This is a genomic window from Mesorhizobium sp. M0058 (assembly GCF_040323095.1).
Classification (GTDB): Bacteria; Pseudomonadota; Alphaproteobacteria; order Rhizobiales; family Rhizobiaceae; genus Mesorhizobium.
Genome location: NZ_JAMYUQ010000006.1, coordinates 176,257 through 192,893, shown reverse-complemented (window position 1 = coordinate 192,893; position 16,637 = coordinate 176,257). Strand labels below are relative to the sequence as shown.

The window sequence follows — 16,637 nt, the reverse complement described above, 5'->3', positions numbered from 1 at the left end:
GAACAGCGGGATGGAGCCATATCCTGACTCAGTCCGAAAGCCTTGCGACGACTACGCTGCAGCAATATTCTCGCGTAGCAGCCGTTCGGCGGCTGCGCGCGCCTCTTCGGTGATGGTGGCGCCGGCCAGCATGCGCGCAATCTCTTCCTGGCGCGCCGCCCGGTCCATCTCGGCAATGCCGGTGGCGACCCTGTCGGTGCCACCGGATTTGGAAATCAGGAAATGCGTTGCCGCGCGCGCCGCCACTTGCGGAGCATGCGTGACCGACAGCACCTGCACGCGCTTCGACAGCCTGGCCAGCCTTTGGCCGATCGCATCGGCCACGGCGCCGCCGACGCCGGTGTCGATCTCGTCGAAGACCAATGTCGGCGCCGAGCCACGGTCGGCCAGCGCCACCTTGAGCGCCAGCAGGAAGCGCGACAGCTCGCCGCCGGAAGCGACCTTCATCATCGGGCCGGGCCTGGTACCGGGATTGGTGCGCACCCAGAACTCGACCTGGTCGATGCCCTCTTCCATGCGGTTCTCGCCATCGCTGGCCAGTTCAACGATGAACTCGGCCCGTTCGAGCTTCAGCGCCGGCAGTTCGGCCATCACAGCCTTGGTCAGACCGACCGCCGCGGCGTGGCGAAGCGCGGAGAGCTGGGCTGCGGAAATATCGTAGGCTTCGCGCGCCGCTGAGGCCTGCTTTTCCAAGAGATGCAGGCGCCCCTCGCCGGCATCGAGATCGGCGAGATCGGCGGACATGGTGTCGCGCAGTTGCGCCAGATCGTCGACGGCCACACTGTGCTTGCGTGAGGCCGCACGCAGCGAAAACAGCCGCTCCTCCGCCTTCTCCAGCCGCTGCGGGTCGTATTCGGTGGCGCGCAATGCCGCCTCGACGCCCGATTGCGCGGCATCCAGCGACAGCATCGCCTCATCCAGCGACTTCACCACATCCTCGAGCAGGCCCGGCGCTTCGCTGGCCTTGCGCTGCAGGCGCCTGAGCAAACTGGCCAGTTGCGGCAGTGGCGAGGACGGGCCTGACAGCACATCCTGCGCATCGTGTATTTCCGAGGCGATCTTTTCCGCCCGCATCATCGTTGCACGCAATTCCGCCAGCTGTGTCTCTTCGCCGGGCTGCGGATCGAGCTTTGCCAGTTCCGCCACCGAGGCCCTGAGATAATCGGCCTCGCGCGCCGCTGCCTCGACCTTGGCGCGGTGCCTGGCAAACTCCTGCTCGGCGCCGCGCCAGTAGCGCCACGCCTCGCCGGTCGCGCGGGCGGCGCCGAGATGGCCGCCAAAACTGTCCAGCAATTCGCGATGCGCGCCTGGATCGACCAGGGCGCGCTCGTCATGCTGGCCGTGGATCTCGACCAGCGCGTGGCCTATGTCGCGCATCAGCGTGACGCTGGACGGCTGGTCGTTGACGAAGACACGGGTACGGCCATCCGCGGTCTGCAGCCGGCGCAGGATGATGTCGCCGTCATCCTCGATGGCGTTTTCGGCCAGCAGCGCGCGCACCGGGTGGTTGCGCGGCACATCGAAGACGGCAATGACCTGGCCCTGGGCAGCACCGTGCCGCACCAGCGAGGCGTCGCCGCGGGCGCCAAGCGCCAGCGACAGCGCGTCGAGAAGGATGGATTTGCCGGCGCCGGTTTCACCGGTCAGCACAGAAAGGCCGGGCTGGAAGTCGATATCCAGCTTCTCGATCAGGACGATATCGCGGATCGACAGTCTGGAAAGCATCAGAACCTGGACCTCAAGCAATTCCAGGAAAAGTGCGTAGCGGTTTTCCGTCCGGAATTGCGTAGAACAAAAAGTTAGGACGGTTCAGCGCCTCAATCAAACCACTGAACCGCTGTGAAGCGGCATGCGACCGATGGAGTCGCAGCGCCGCACTATCTTTTTGTTTGAGCGTCGGATCAATCCGAAAAGCGCGTTCCGCCTCAGTCGATGCTCGGGCGTCAGGCGCCGGTGATCAGCTTGCCGGCCTTGGATATCCACGATCCGGCATTCTCGCGCGGCTCAAGCCCGTTGCTCTGCAACAGCTTGTAGGTATCCTTGTACCATTGGCTGTCGGGATAATTGGTGCCGAGCACCGCAGCGGCGGTTTGCGCTTCCGAGGTCAAGCCCATCGCGTAGTAGCTTTCGGCCAGACGCGCCAGCGCCTCTTCGACATGGCGGGTGTTGGAATAGTTCTCGACCACGTTGCGGAAGCGCTTGACGGCAGCAATGTATTCGCGCCGCTCGAGATAATAGCGGCCGATCTGCATCTCTTTGCCGGCCAGCTGGTCGTTGGCGAAACGGATCTTTTCCTTGGCGTCGTCGACATATTCCGACGTCGGCCAGCGCGTCACCAGATCCTGCATCGTCTGCACGGTCTGGCGTGCTTCCTTCTGATCCTGGGTGACGTCCTTGATCTGCTTGTAGTAGCTCAGCCCGATAATATACTGGGCGTAAGCCGCGTCGTCGGTCGACGGATAGAGCGTGAGATAGCGCTTGGCCGAGCCGATCGCTTCGTCATAACGGCCGGCGCGATAGTCGGCGAAGGCGCCCATCACCATCGATTTGCGGGCGAATTCCGAATAGGGGTGCTGGCGGTCGACGGCGTCGAACTTCTTGCTCGCCTCATCCAGGCGGCCGGCATTGAGATTGGCAAGGCCTTGATTGTAAAGGACGTCGGCCGGTTCGGTCTGGTCGACATAGGTCGACAGGTCGACGTCTTTCTCGGACGACATGCAGGCCGAGAGGAAGAGCGATGGCACAACCACCGAAAGCGCCAGGAAAACAGCCCGATACGGCGCTTTCGATTGACCAACTCGCTTGAAGAACATGATTGGATTGCGCCCTTTCGGCGTTAGTTCAATGCCTTTCGCATGGCGTTCCCTCAAAACTGATCCCCACTTTTGAGCGACATGCGCCTAACAGACGGCAGCAGCCATAAACCATAACTGCCTTGCCCAGCAACGCTATGTCTAGCCAATCGCACATTTTTGTGGCGGCTTGGTGTTGCCCCGAATGCTACGCACTTTCACTGGCCGGTGATGCTTTCGTGCAACACCGGCCAGCGTTCAGAAAGCCAGAAAATCGTTAAGAATCAGATCACCCAGGGCGCAAAGACAGGGCCGGTGACGGCGCTCATCTCGGCGGTGCGGCCGCGCTCGCGGCGCGTGGTCTCGACGACCTCGAAGGCCGAACGGTCGGACAGAAGCCGCCGCAAAGCAGCCGCATTCATCCGGTGACCGCCGCGATAGGAGCGGAAGCAACCGATGAAACGGGCGCCGGCCAGCGCCAGGTCGCCCATGGCGTCCATCGTCTTGTGGCGAGCGAACTCATTGGGATAGCGCAGGCCACCCATGTTGATCACCCGGTTGTCGTCGCCGATCACCAGCGAGTTCTCCAGCGAGGAGCCCAGCGCATAGCCGGCCGCCCACAGCCGCTCGACATCCTTCATGAAGCCGAAGGTGCGGGCGCGCGCGATATCCTGGCGAAAGATGTCGGGGTTGATGTCGGAGGCGAATAGCTGGCGGCCGATCGCCGGGCTTTCGAAATCGATCTCGACCTCGAAGCGCGTGCCGCTATAGGGCCTGAACTCGGCCCAGGACGCGCCATTCTCGATGCGGACGGGCTTGACCACCCTGATGTAGCGGCGCTTGACCGCCAGCGTCTCGATGCCGGCCTGGTCGATGGCTTCCACGAACGCCACCGCACTGCCATCGAGGATCGGAACCTCATGACCGTCGATCTCGATGACGATGTTGTCGATGCCGAGCCCGAAAAGCGTCGCCATCAGATGTTCGACGGTGGCGATATGCTCGCCTGCCGGATCGCCGAGCATGGTGCAGAGATCGGTCGCGCCGACTTCGGCAACCAGCGCGCGGAACTCGCGGCTCTCGCTTCCGTTCGAAAGGTGGAAGAGCACGCCGGTGTCGGCGTCCGCAGGGAGGAAATTGACGGTGACCGGTTTGCCGCTGTGAACGCCGGTACCGGTCAGCGTTGCACGCGATTTCAGTGTCGTCTGATAGTCTTGCAAGACAAACCCCATAGCCCAAACGCCTAAGTCCGCTTTAACCCAAAAGGCGCGGCTCTTTTTTATCGGCAGGCAGGGCCACTTCCCCGAATCCCAGCACACCGAAAGTGCTGCGGCAAAGATAATGGTCTGTCAGGGAGACTCCAAATCACGGTTTCTTACTCTGTGTAACCGCGACAGACCTTGAGCGTCACATCGTAACGCCTTGTTATTAAACTCCTTTAAACGTTAACAGGCCGACAATCTCTCGTCTGCCTGTTAACAAGTGTTACATACCGTTAACGGCTCAGTTGGCCTGGCGGCGCAGGAAAGCCGGTATCTCCAGCTGGTCGTCTTCTTGGGTCGACCTGGTCTGCGGCGTCAACCGGCCCTGATCGTCGAGCTGGCCGCGGCGCGGCGCGTAAAGCTGCGGATCCTGGCTGGCAAGGCGGCGCATTTCCGGCGCCGCCTGGCGCAGTTTCGGTTCGCGCGGCTGTGCCGGCTGCAACCGGGCCGGCTCTTCTTCGCGGCGCGTCAGCCCGTTGGTCAGCCGCTTGAGCAGCCCCATCGGCCCGCTGTTTTCATGGTCGGCCGGACGGCCCTTGGCCTCCACCTCGGCCCGCACCACCGGCGGAAAATCCTCCACCCGCGGCATGCGCTGCGGTGCGGCAGCCACCGGCTGCGGCATTTCCCGCAGCGGCGCCGGTTGCATCACCTGCTGCACGACAGGCTGCGGCTGGGCAGGCGGGGCCTGGAAGATCTTGCTCTGCGGGCGGAAATCTTCCGCCTGGGCCATCGGCGCCGGACGAGCCATTGCCGCCGCATTGGCCTCGGCAAGCTGGATCGCCTCGGCCACCGGATCGGCCGCGCGCTGCTCATAGGTCTGCTGCTGGACCGGTGCCGGACGGCCTTCCGCCCCCGGAGCCGCTGGGCGGCTGACCGGCTTCTGCTGCGGCGGCACGGCCCGGATCGAGATCGGCGCCGCGGCGATTTCAGCTGCCGATTTGTCGATGCCGGTGGCGACCACCGAGACGCGGATGACGCCTTCGAGTTCCTCGTCGAAGGTGGCGCCGAGGATGATGTTGGCGTCCTGGTCGACTTCCTCGCGGATGCGGGTCGCGGCCTCGTCGACTTCGAACAGGGTCAGGTCGCGGCCGCCGGTGATCGAGATCAGCAGGCCCTTGGCGCCCCTCATCGAGGTCTCGTCGAGCAACGGATTGGCGATCGCCGCCTCGGCGGCGGCCATCGCGCGGCCCTCGCCCGAAGCTTCGCCGGTGCCCATCATCGCCTTGCCCATTTCGCGCATCACCGAACGCACGTCGGCGAAGTCGAGATTGATCAGGCCTTCCTTGACCATCAGGTCGGTGATGCAGGCAACACCGGAGTAGAGCACCTGGTCGGCCATGGCGAAGGCGTCGGCAAAGGTGGTTTTGTCATTCGCCAGCCGGAACAGGTTCTGGTTGGGGATGACGATCAGGGTATCGACACATTTCTGCAGCTCCTCGATGCCGAGATCCGCCGTCTTCATGCGGCGCTGGCCTTCGAAATGGAACGGCTTGGTGACGACGCCGACGGTGAGGATACCCCGTTCGCGCGCCGCGCGGGCAACCACGGGAGCCGCACCGGTTCCGGTGCCGCCACCCATACCGGCGGTGACGAAGCACATATGGGTGTTGGAGAGATGATCGATGATCTCATCGATGCACTCTTCCGCCGCCGCACGGCCCACTTCAGGCTGCGAGCCGGCGCCGAGCCCCTCGGTGACATGCGCGCCGAGCTGGATCAGCCGCTCGGCCTTCGACATGGTCAGCGCCTGTGCATCGGTGTTGGCCACGACGAACTCGACACCGCGCAAGCCCGCGGTGATCATGTTGTTGACGGCATTGCCGCCGCCGCCGCCGACACCGAATACGGTGATCCGCGGCTTGAGCTCGGTGATGTCCGGCTTTTGCAGATTGATCGTCATTGTCTCCGTCCTTTGCCTTTCCCGCCGCTTCGCCGCCGCGGCCGCCTATGGGGCTGTCCCCGTCAATTAGAAACTGTCTCTCAACCACTGACTCATGCGATGCAGTTTTCCGCCCGTCCCGGTCATCCTGAGACCGGAAATTCCTTTCGCCGGATGGCTCTCGAAGCTCGCCATCTGCGGGTAGATCAGCAGCCCGACCGCCGTCGAGAAAGCCGGCCCCTTGGCAGCTTCCGGCAGGCCCGCCACGCCGAGCGGGCGTCCGATGCGCACATTGCGTCCCAGAATGCGGCGCGCCGCCTCGGGGAGACCCGCAAGCTGGCTGGCGCCGCCGGTCAGCACGACGCGTTTTCCCACGGCATTGCCGTAGCCCGACTTGTTCAGCCGGTCGCGCAACAGTTCCAGCGTCTCGTCGATGCGGGCGCGGATGACGCGCGTCATCACCGAGCGCGGGATCTGCAGCGGCATCTCGCCGTCTTCGCCGATCGGCTGGATCGAGACCAGGTCGCGATCGTCGGCACTGCCAGGCAGCGCCGAACCATGCATCACCTTCAGCCGCTCCGCGGCGTCGAGCGAGGTCGACAGGCCCTTGGCCATATCGAGCGTCACATGATTGCCGCCGATGGCAATGGCATCGGCGTGGACGAATTTGCCTTCCGAAAACACCGAGATGGTCGTCGTGCCGCCGCCCATGTCGATGCAGGCCGCACCCATTTCCAGTTCGTCGTCGACCAGGGCCGCAAGGCCGCTGGCATAGGGCGTCGCCACCATGCGCTCGACCGAAAGATGCGAGCGGTTGATGCAGAGCTCCAGATTGCGCAGCGGCGCGGCATCGCCCGTCAGCACATGCATATCGACGCCGAGCTGGTCGCCGACCATGCCGCGCGGATCGCGCACGCCGCGCTCGGCGTCCAGCGAAAAGCCGACGGGCAGCGAATGGATCACGTCGCGTTCGGCCTTGAGCGCCTGCTTGGCGCCGGCGGCAAGCACGCGCTTGATGTCGGCTTCGTCGGCCTGATGGCCACCGAGATTGATGGTGGCCGAATAGGTTTCGCTCTTCAGCCGGCCGGCCGTCATGTTGACGATCAGCGAATCCACGGTCAGTCCCGCCATGCGTTCGGCTGCGTCGACGGACAGGCGAATGGCGTGCTCCGCGCGGTCGAGATCGACGACCACGCCCGACTTCACGCCGTGCGATTTCTGGTGGCCGATGCCGATCACCTGGATGCGGTGCGAGCGGCCGCGCAACAGCTTGCCGTCCTCGCGCGGCTTCAGTTTCGCCACCACGCAGCAAACCTTGCTTGAGCCGACATCCAGCACGGTGAGCGTGCCGGAACGCCGCGAAGAGGCATCGCTGTTGCCGCCAAGCCAGCTCATATCTTCGTCCCCGACTTGCGCTTCAGATTTTGCGGCTTTTCATTGAGCGCGGCCTGGCGCTGCGTCGCCGCTTCCGGCGTCAGCTGCACCACCAGGCGATCGGAGATGCGCATGTCGACGGCGGCGATGTCCCGCGTCAGAAGCCCGTTGTCGTGGTCCATCCGAACCAGATCGGCGATCGCCTGATCCTCGCCATCCTCGGGCAGCTTGATCGTGATGCCGTTTTCCAGCTTAAGGTCCCAGCGCCGTTCGCCGATGCGGATATAGCCTTTGACCCGAGCCGCGAGCTCGGGAAATTTGTTGATCTTGGCCACGAAGTCGGGGGCCTTGGCCGGCGCGCCGGTGCCGATGATCAGCGGCAGCAGCGCCTGCTTGCCGCCGGAGAACGGCGCGATCACCGCGCCGGAGCGTTCGATGACCGAAAGCTCCGCGCCCTGCTGCCAGAGCGCGAAGGGCTCGCGCTCCTCGACACGCACTTCCAGCGTATGTGGATAGACCTTGCGCACCGCCGCCACTTCGACCCAGGGCAAGGTATCAATACGTTCACGCGCGGCCTCGGCATCGAAGCCGATCAGTGACGTCCAGCCGTCGAGCTCGAGCCGGTCCAGTATGTCGATCTCCGAAGTCTGGCGGTTGCCGACCACCTTGATCTGGTCGACGGCAAAGCCGGTCCGGGCGGTGATGCTCTGGACGATGTCGTCGGCATGACCGCCGAGAATGGCGCCATAGAGGCTGCTTGATGCAATGAGCGAAGCCGACAGGATGGCCGCGGAAAAGCGCGGCGCGACGAAGTCGCCGCCGCCCAGGCGCGCCAGCACGCGCACCGGCCGGCGCAGCACGCGCGGCAGCACGAAATGGTCGAACGACAACGGCATGCCGAACAGCGCCGGCCCGGCGCCGCCCCTGCCCTTGTCCTGCCCCCATTTCAACGCAGACACGAAGCGTCCTCCACCATCCAACTCAACAATTTGCCAAACGAGTGCCCGGCCTGGGCGGCGATTTCAGGCACCAAAGACGTCGGCGTCATGCCCGGCTGAGTGTTGATCTCGAGCCAGACAATCTCGCCGTTTTCGGAGTGACGGTCGTCATAGCGGAAGTCCGATCGGGAAACGCCCCGGCAGCCGATAGCCAGATGTGCCTTGAGCGCCAGTGTCTGTATTTTTTGGTAAATATTTGATGAAATTTTAGCAGGGATTTCGTGTTTTGATCCGCCGGCGACGTATTTTGAATCATAGTCGTAGAAGGAATGGCCGGTCGGAATGATCTCGCAGACGCCGAGCGCCACGTCGCCCATGACGGCGCAGGTCAGCTCGCGCCCATGGATGTAGCGCTCGACCATGACGGTCTCGCCATATTTCCATTCGGACGAGCCGATGACCTGCGGCGGATGCGACTGCCCTTCATGCACGATGACGACGCCGAAGCTTGAGCCTTCATTGACCGGCTTGACCACGTAGGGCGGCTTCATCGGATGCTTGTTCTGGATGGCAAAGCGGCTGGCAACCTTCGATTCCGCCACCGCGATGCCGGCAGCCTTGGCGACCTTCTTGGCTTGCTCCTTGTTCATGGCGAGCGCCGAGGCGAGCACGCCCGAATGCGTGTAGGGAATGGCCAGATATTCGAGGATGCCCTGGATGGTGCCGTCTTCACCGAACGGGCCGTGCAGTGCGTTGAAGACGACATCGGGCTTGAGTTCGGTGAGCACGGCGCCGACATCGCGCGCAACATCGACGCGGGTAACCTGGTAGCCTTCATTCTCAAGCGCATCCGCACACGCCTTTCCCGAAGACAGAGACACGGGCCGCTCGGACGAGAATCCGCCCAGGAGGACAGCCACATGCTTGTTCTTCATATCCCGTCATCCCTCTCACGGCGGGCCCGCAACCACGCATTCAGCGACCAGATTGAGTCCGAGTCTCCCGGCAGGTTGCCCCCCAGACGGAAAACGCGGTCGACGCGTCGAACGACTCAAATCAGGAAACGCTTTAAGGCAGAGAATCAGAGAGTTGATTCGCTGGCAAGTGCTTATGATTCCGACAGATTCACTTTCCGCGAAAACGGCCGGAAAAAGCGTGTTGTGAGTCTTTGGAGCAACGGTGGCGCTGTTGTTTCAGACCGTTTGAAGTTCAAGCATCACATGAACTTCAGCTTGCGCTAAAGAAGCTGTCCGAGGAATTCCTGCACGGCATGGCCGGGGCGGAAATTGCCGAGCCGCTTGATTTCCCACTGCAGGCGGATGCCTGAATTTTCAAGCACGCGGGCGCGCACCGTCTCGCCGAGATATTCGAGGTCGTATCCGGTCGCTGTTCCGGTGTTGATCATGAAGTTGCAGTGCATCGGCGACATCTGCGCGCCGCCGATCATCAGCCCGCGGCAGCCGGCCTTGTCGATTTCCTTCCAGGCCGAGGTGCCTTCCGGATTCTTGAAGGTCGAGCCGCCGGTCTTCTCGCGGATCGGCTGCACCGTCTCGCGATGCGTCTGGACGGCGTCCATGGCCGCCTTGATCGCCTCCGGGTCTTCCAGAACACCTTCGAAAACGGCGGAGGTGAAGATCAGCCCGGCAGGTGCGGCCGAGTGACGATAGGCATAGCCCATGTCTTCATTGCTGAGGGTGTGGAGATTGCCCTTGCGGTCGAGCGCCCGAACCTCGACGACACGTTCCCGCGTCTCGACGCCATTGGCGCCGGCATTCATCCTCAGCGCCCCGCCGATGGCGCCGGGAATGCCGTGATAGAAATGAAAGCCGCCAATACCGGCCTCATAAGCGACGGCCGCGACGCGCTTGTCGGGCGTCGCAGCACCGGCCTTGATGACGGTCGGCGAAACCACCTCGGCCTCGCCAAAGCCCTTGGCCGAAAGCCGGATGACGAAACCTGGAATGCCGCCGTCGCGCACCAGGAGGTTGGAGCCGACACCGACGATGGTGAGCGGGATGTCCTCCGGCACGGCGCGCAGGAAGGCAGCCAGATCCTCCTCGTCGGCCGGCTGGAACAGGGCGTCCGCCAGACCGCCGGCGCGGAACCAGGTGATCTTGTCCATCTCGGCATTGGGCGTGATGCGGCCGCGCAGGCCGGCAAGCCGGTCGCCAAGTTTGTCGAGCAGGTCCTGGCCGCGCATCATGAGACGGTACCGCCGAGTTCCCCAGGCAGCGCATAGGCCCATTGGGTGATGTTGCCGGCGCCCAGGAAGATGACGAAGTCGCCCGGTTTCGCCAACGCGCGGATGACGGGCGAAATCGCGGCAGGGGTTTCGACGTAGCGCGCATCGCGATGGCCGCCGGAGCGGATGCGCGACACCAGCGCCTCCGAGGTCACGCCGTCGATCGGCTCCTCGCCCGCCGTATAGACCGGCGCCACCATCACCGTGTCGGCATCGTTGAAACAGACCGAAAATTCGTCGAACAGATCGTGCAGCCGGGTGAAGCGGTGCGGCTGCGCAATGGCGATGACGCGGCCCTTGGTGGCGCTGCGCGCCGCTTTCAACACCGCCGTGATCTCGACCGGGTGGTGACCGTAATCGTCGAAGATGTCGACGCCGTTCCACGAGCCGGTGTGGGTGAAGCGCCGCTTGACGCCCGCAAAGGACGACAGCCCTTTCTTAATCGCTTCGGCCGACAGGCCGAGTTCATGCGCGACCGCAATTGCGGCGGTGGCGTTGGAGACGTTGTGGCGGCCGGGCATCGGCAGCCGCAGATCCGATATCGTCGTCTGGCCGCCGGTCTTGCGGTCGCGGATCACCACGTCGAATGCCGAGACGGCACCGGCCATGCGGTGGTTGGTGAAACGCACATCGGCCTGCGCGTTCTCGCCATAGGTGATGACGCGGCGGTCCTCGATACGGCTGACCAGCGCCTGTACTTCCGGATGGTCGGTGCACATCACGCCAAAACCGTAGAACGGCACGTTCTCGACGAATTGCCGGAACGCCTCGCGCACCTTTTCGAAACTGCCATAATGGTCCAGATGCTCGGGATCGATGTTGGTGACGACGGCGATCTCGGCCGGCAGCTTGAGGAAGGTGCCGTCGCTTTCGTCGGCTTCGACCACCATCCACTCGCCATCGCCCATACGGGCATTGGTGCCATAGGCATTGATGATGCCGCCATTGATCACCGTCGGGTCGAGCCCGCCGGCATCGAGCAGCGTCGCCACCATCGACGTGGTTGTTGTCTTGCCATGCGTGCCACCGATCGCAACCGCCTGGCGGAAGCGCATCAGTTCGGCCAGCATTTCGGCGCGGCGCACGATCGGCAGCAGCTTTTCGCGCGCGGCCTTCAGTTCGGGATTGGATTTCTTGATCGCGGTGGAGACGACAACCACTTCGGCCGCGCCGATATTCTCGGCCTTGTGGCCGACAAAGCATTCGATGCCCTTGTCGCGCAGCCGCTGGACATTGGCGCTGTCGGCCTGGTCCGAACCCTGCACCTTGTAGCCGAGATTGTGCAGAACCTCGGCGATGCCGCTCATGCCGATGCCGCCAATGCCGATGAAATGCACAAGGCCGATGGTCTGCGGCATCTTCATCAATGCGTCCCTTTCCTGAAATCCGAAACGGTTTTTCTGGACGCAATAGCCTCTGTGAGATCAGCGAGCAACCGTGCCGCGTTGGGCCGGCCAGCCGACTTCGCTCCGGCAGCCATGGCCGTCAGCCGCTCGGGAGTGTCCATCAGCCCGCCAATGAGAGCCGCGATGCGCTCCGGCGACAGTGACGATTGCGGATGCACCTCGCCGCCGCCCGCCGCGGCAAGGGCGGCTGCGTTCGCCGCCTGATCGTGATCCAGCGCATAGGGATAAGGCACCAGCAGCGCCGGCCGGCCGATGACGGCGATCTCCGAAACCGTCGAGGCGCCGGAGCGCGAGATCACCAGATGCGCCGCGCCCATGCGCTGTGCCATATCGGTGAAGAAGGGCGAGACCTCGACATGGACGCCGAGTGCCGCATAGCCAGCCTTCACCCGCGCCACGTCGTCGGCGCGGGCCTGCTGGGTGATCACCAGCCGCTTGCGCTGCGCCTCCGGCAGAAGTGCGATCGCCGTCGGCATGGCGTCGGAAAAGAACTGCGCGCCCTGGCTGCCGCCGAACACCAGGAGCCTGAACGGATCCGCCCCTTGGGATGCGGTGTAGGGCGTCTTGGCCGCCTCCAGGATTGGCGGCCTGACCGGATTGCCTGTCGTCACCGTCTTGGCGCCTGTGGCACTTTCATCTTGCGGCAGGAAGCCGCCGGCAATGGCATCGACGCGCCCGGACAGCGCCCGGTTGGCGCGGCCCATCACTGCGTTCTGCTCATGGATCAGCGTCGGCAGCTTGCGACGCGTCGCGGCATAGAGCGGTGGCAAGGTCGGATAACCGCCAAAGCCGACGACCGCATCAGGCTTGATCCTGGCGATGACGGCGGAGGCCTGGCGCACGCCGCGCCAGATCTTCCAGAACGCGCCAAGCAGCGCGACAGGGTTTTTCGAGCCCATCGTCGCCGACTGGATCGGATGGATGGCGGCGGCCGGGAAATGGCCGGCAAAGCGCTCGGCGCGGTCGTCCGTCGCCAGATGCACGCCCCAGCCGCGCTCGATCAGCTCATGCGCCAGCGCCTCGGCCGGAAACAGATGTCCGCCTGTTCCGCCAGCAGCGAGAAGGATGACACCCCGCGCCATATCACTCCGCCGGCAGGGCGCGCTGCGACAGGGCAAAGCCCATCTGCTTGCGCTTTTCCGGTCGCTTGCGCGTCAGCGCCAGCACCATGCCCATCGAGATGGCAATGGCGATCTGCGAGGAGCCGCCATAGGAGATGAAAGGCAGCGTCATGCCCTTGGCCGGCATCAGCTGCAGGTTGACGCACATGTTGATGACCGACTGCAGGCCGAACACGGTGACCAGACCGCCGACGGCATAGCGGGTGAAATCATCATGTTCCTTCAATGCCGTGCTCAAGCCGCGCAGCACGATGAAGGCGAAGATCGACATGATGAAGAAGCACATGATCAACCCGAACTCTTCGCCGGCGACCGAAAACACGAAATCGGCATGCGCGTCGGGAATGACCCGCTTGACCGTGCCCTCGCCCGGCCCGACGCCGAACCAGTGGCCGTTGATCAGCGCCTCGCGGCCCATGTCGACCTGGAACGTGTCGCCTTCGCCGGTCAGGAATTTGTCAATGCGGGCGGCAACGTGCGGGAACACAGTGTAGGCGGCAAACAGGCCGCCGGCGCCGGTGGCGCCAAGCGCGATGATCCATAGCCAGGGCAGGCCGGCCATGAAGAACATGACGCCCCAGGTGCCGGTCACCAGCATGGTCTGGCCGAGATCGGGCTGCGCCACCAGAAGCGAGATGACCAGGATCAGCAGCAGCATGGCAAACAAATTGCCCGGGATGTCGGGCTGGCGCTTGTGTTCGGCGAACAGCCAGGCGCAGACGATGACGAAGGCGGGTTTCAGGAATTCCGACGGCTGGATCGACATGCCGACAAACGACACCCAGCGCCGTGCGCCTTTCACTTCGACGCCGATATAGAGCACGGCCACCATCAGCACCAGCATGATGCCCAGGATGATCAGCGCCATGCGCCGGATCTGCCGCGATTCCAGGAAGGACACTGCCAGCATCACGCCGAGCGCCGGCACGGTGAAGATGATCTGCCTGGTGGCAAAGTGGAAACTGTCGAGGCCGATGCGTTCGGCCACCGCCGGGCTTGCCGCAAAGGACAAGACAATGCCAAGCCCCATCAGCGACAGGAACGCCGCCAGGAACCAGCGATCGATCGTCCACCACCAGGTTGCAACCGGGCTTTTGTCGAGACGGCTTTGCATTATCGTGCCCCTCCGATGGGTTTGACACCCTCGATAGCATTCGCAGCTTGCCTGAAGGCTTCGCCGCGAACTTCGAAATTCTTGAACTGGTCGAAACTGGCGCAGGCCGGCGACAGCAGCACCACCGCCTCGCCGCTGTCATCCTTGGCCGCGTCTTTCGCGGCATGGTCGACCGCGGCGGCCAGGGTGCCCGAGATTTCATAGGGCACGGCTTCGCCGAGCGTCGCCGAGAACGCGGGCGCCGCCTCGCCGATCAGATAGGCCTTGGCGATGCGTGGGAAAAAACCGCGCAGCGGCTCGATGCCGCCTTCCTTGGGCAGTCCGCCGGCGATCCAGTAAATGCGCGAAAAACTCGACAGCGCGGGTGCCGCCGCATCGGCATTGGTCGCCTTGGAATCGTTGACGAACAGCACGTGGTCCTTGCGTCCGACCTGCTCCATGCGATGCGCGAGGCCTGGAAAGCTCTCCAGTCCCGCCTGGATCTCGCCCAGGCTCAAGCCGACCCTGAGGCAGGCGGCAACAGCGGCAAGCGCGTTCTGCGCATTGTGCTGGCCGCGCAACGAACCGATGCCTTCGAGGAAGGCGACGCGGCTGTAGCGGCCATGGACGGCTTCCATCAGATCGGAACCGTCTGCGAAATAACCGTCGGTCAGCGGCAGCCGCTTGGAGATGCGGATCACCTCCCGGCCCGCCCTCTCCAGCCGGTCGGCGATCTGCGCGCACCAGGAATCGTCAACGCCGACGATCGCCGTCTCGCTGCCGGCAACCAGCCGCTCCTTGATCGAAGCGTAATGCTGCATGGTGCCGTGGCGGTCGAGATGGTCGGGCGTCAGGTTGAGCAGGATGCCGGCCGTCGGGTTGATCGAGGGCGCGAGATCGATCTGGTAGGAAGAACACTCGACGACATAGTCCCGGTCAGCCTGCGGTGGATCGAGCGTCATGATGGCCCGGCCGATATTGCCGCCCATCTGCGTGTCGCGCCCTGCCGATTTGAGGATATGCGCGGTCAGCGCCGTGGTCGTCGACTTGCCGTTGGTGCCGGTGATAGCGATGAACGGCGCATCAGGCGCGCGCGCAATCCGCTCGCGGCAGAACAATTCGATATCGCCGATCACCTCGACGCCGGAGCCACGCGCCAGCTCCACCGTCCAGTGCGGCTTGGGATGCGTCAGCGGCACGCCGGGCGAGAGCACGAAGGCCGAGAATTTCGACCAGTCGGCGCCGCGCAGATCGGCGGTCGCAATGCCTTGGTCAGCAGCCTTGGCGACGCTATCGGGATTGTCGTCCCAGGCAAGCACGTCGGCGCCGCCCTCGATCAGCGCGCGCGCCGTGGCGATCCCCGAGCCACCGAGCCCGAAGAGCGAAACGCGTTTGCCCGAAAAGGATGCGGCGGGGATCAAGCGGGTTCCTATCTCAGCTTGAGGGTCGACAGGCCGACCAGCGCCAGGATGACGGCGATGATCCAGAAGCGGATCACCACCTGGCTTTCGGTCCAGCCGAGCTTTTCGAAATGATGATGGATCGGCGCCATCAGGAACACGCGCTTGCCGGTCATCTTGAAGTAGCCGACCTGAATGATGACCGACAGGATTTCCACGACAAACAATCCGCCGACAATGACCAGCACGATCTCGTGCTTGGTGGCGACCGCGACCGTACCGATCAGGCCACCCATGGCCAGCGAACCGGTGTCGCCCATGAAGATCGCCGCCGGTGGCGCGTTGAACCAGAGGAAGCCGAGGCCGGCGCCGATGACGGCGCCAAGCACGACAGCCAGCTCGCCGGTGCCGGGCACGAAATGGATCTGCAGATATTCGGCGAACACCGCATTGCCGGAGAGGTAGGCGATGACGCCAAAGGATGCCGCCGCAATCATGATCGGCACGATCGCCAGCCCGTCGAGGCCATCGGTCAAATTCACCGCATTGCCGGCGCCGACAATGACGAAGCAGGAGAACGGCACGAAGAACCAGCCGAGATTGATGATGAATTCCTTGGCGAAGGGGAAGGTCAGCGACGACGAGAACGGCGCCTGGCCATTATGCATGATCGCCCAGGCGGCGATGCCGGCGATGACGAATTCCAGCGCCAGCCGCGCCTTGCCGGAAAAGCCGAGATGCGACTGCTTGGTTACCTTGAGATAGTCGTCGTAAAAGCCGATCGAACCGAAGCCCAGCGTCACCAAGAGCACCACCCAGACATAGATCGAGGAGAGGTTCGCCCATAGAAGCGACGAGCCGACGATGCCGCACAGGATCATCAGCCCGCCCATCGTCGGCGTGCCGGCCTTCTTGAAATGCGTCTGCGGGCCATCGGCGCGGATCGGCTGGCCCTTGCCTTGCCGCAGCCTAAGCGAATTGATGATGGTCGGCCCGAAGATGAAGACGATCAGCGCCGAGGTGATCAGCGCACCGCCGGTGCGGAAAGTTATGTAGCGGAAGACATTGAAGACCGAGACCTTGTCCGCAAAATCGACGAGCAATGTAAACATACGATTCCGTTCCCCGGA

Annotated in this window: 13 protein-coding genes; all 13 read right to left on the bottom strand. The window is 63.8% G+C overall.

Annotated elements, in window-relative coordinates:
- Positions 1–51: 51 nt before the first annotated feature.
- Positions 52–1,725, bottom strand: coding sequence for a DNA repair protein RecN (recN, locus tag NKJ75_RS12140; RefSeq protein ID WP_027050616.1), 1,674 nt, complete (start codon positions 1,723–1,725; stop codon positions 52–54).
- Positions 1,726–1,943: 218 nt separating this feature from the next.
- Positions 1,944–2,813, bottom strand: a complete 870-nt coding sequence (locus NKJ75_RS12135) for an outer membrane protein assembly factor BamD (RefSeq protein ID WP_023668284.1) — start codon at positions 2,811–2,813, stop codon at positions 1,944–1,946.
- Positions 2,814–3,076: 263 nt separating this feature from the next.
- Complete coding sequence (gene lpxC / locus NKJ75_RS12130) at positions 3,077–4,024, bottom strand: UDP-3-O-acyl-N-acetylglucosamine deacetylase (RefSeq protein ID WP_023668283.1); 948 nt, start codon at positions 4,022–4,024, stop codon at positions 3,077–3,079.
- A 271-nt stretch (positions 4,025–4,295) separates the two neighbouring features.
- Positions 4,296–5,954, bottom strand: a complete 1,659-nt coding sequence (ftsZ, locus tag NKJ75_RS12125; RefSeq protein ID WP_286488131.1) for a cell division protein FtsZ — start codon at positions 5,952–5,954, stop codon at positions 4,296–4,298.
- A gap of 66 nt (positions 5,955–6,020) precedes the next feature.
- The gene (gene ftsA, locus NKJ75_RS12120; protein ID WP_023697016.1) at positions 6,021–7,328 is read right to left on the bottom strand and encodes a cell division protein FtsA; all 1,308 of its coding nucleotides are present in this window, start codon (positions 7,326–7,328) and stop codon (positions 6,021–6,023) included.
- On the bottom strand, positions 7,325–8,266 hold the full coding sequence (locus tag NKJ75_RS12115) for a cell division protein FtsQ/DivIB (protein WP_023688033.1): 942 nt from the start codon (positions 8,264–8,266) through the stop codon (positions 7,325–7,327). Before NKJ75_RS12115 ends, ftsA begins: the two co-directional genes overlap by 4 nt.
- Complete coding sequence (locus NKJ75_RS12110) at positions 8,254–9,180, bottom strand: D-alanine--D-alanine ligase (protein ID WP_023744604.1); 927 nt, start codon at positions 9,178–9,180, stop codon at positions 8,254–8,256. Before NKJ75_RS12110 ends, NKJ75_RS12115 begins: the two co-directional genes overlap by 13 nt.
- A 302-nt stretch (positions 9,181–9,482) precedes the next feature.
- Positions 9,483–10,448, bottom strand: a complete 966-nt coding sequence (gene murB, locus NKJ75_RS12105; protein WP_031244260.1) for a UDP-N-acetylmuramate dehydrogenase — start codon at positions 10,446–10,448, stop codon at positions 9,483–9,485.
- A complete protein-coding gene (gene murC, locus NKJ75_RS12100; RefSeq protein ID WP_352499723.1) occupies positions 10,445–11,851 on the bottom strand; it encodes a UDP-N-acetylmuramate--L-alanine ligase in 1,407 nt (468 codons plus the stop codon). The genes murB and murC overlap by 4 nt, the downstream gene beginning before the upstream one ends.
- Positions 11,851–12,975 (bottom strand): undecaprenyldiphospho-muramoylpentapeptide beta-N-acetylglucosaminyltransferase, encoded by a 1,125-nt coding sequence (gene murG / locus NKJ75_RS12095; RefSeq protein WP_023815571.1) that lies wholly within the window; start codon positions 12,973–12,975, stop codon positions 11,851–11,853. The genes murC and murG overlap by 1 nt, the downstream gene beginning before the upstream one ends.
- A gap of 1 nt (position 12,976) precedes the next feature.
- On the bottom strand, positions 12,977–14,128 hold the full coding sequence (gene ftsW / locus NKJ75_RS12090; protein ID WP_023668275.1) for a putative lipid II flippase FtsW: 1,152 nt from the start codon (positions 14,126–14,128) through the stop codon (positions 12,977–12,979).
- Positions 14,128–15,528, bottom strand: coding sequence for a UDP-N-acetylmuramoyl-L-alanine--D-glutamate ligase (gene murD, locus NKJ75_RS12085; protein ID WP_023733073.1), 1,401 nt, complete (start codon positions 15,526–15,528; stop codon positions 14,128–14,130). The genes ftsW and murD overlap by 1 nt, the downstream gene beginning before the upstream one ends.
- An 8-nt stretch (positions 15,529–15,536) precedes the next feature.
- On the bottom strand, positions 15,537–16,619 hold the full coding sequence (gene mraY / locus NKJ75_RS12080; protein WP_023668273.1) for a phospho-N-acetylmuramoyl-pentapeptide-transferase: 1,083 nt from the start codon (positions 16,617–16,619) through the stop codon (positions 15,537–15,539).
- Positions 16,620–16,637 lie beyond the last annotated feature (18 nt).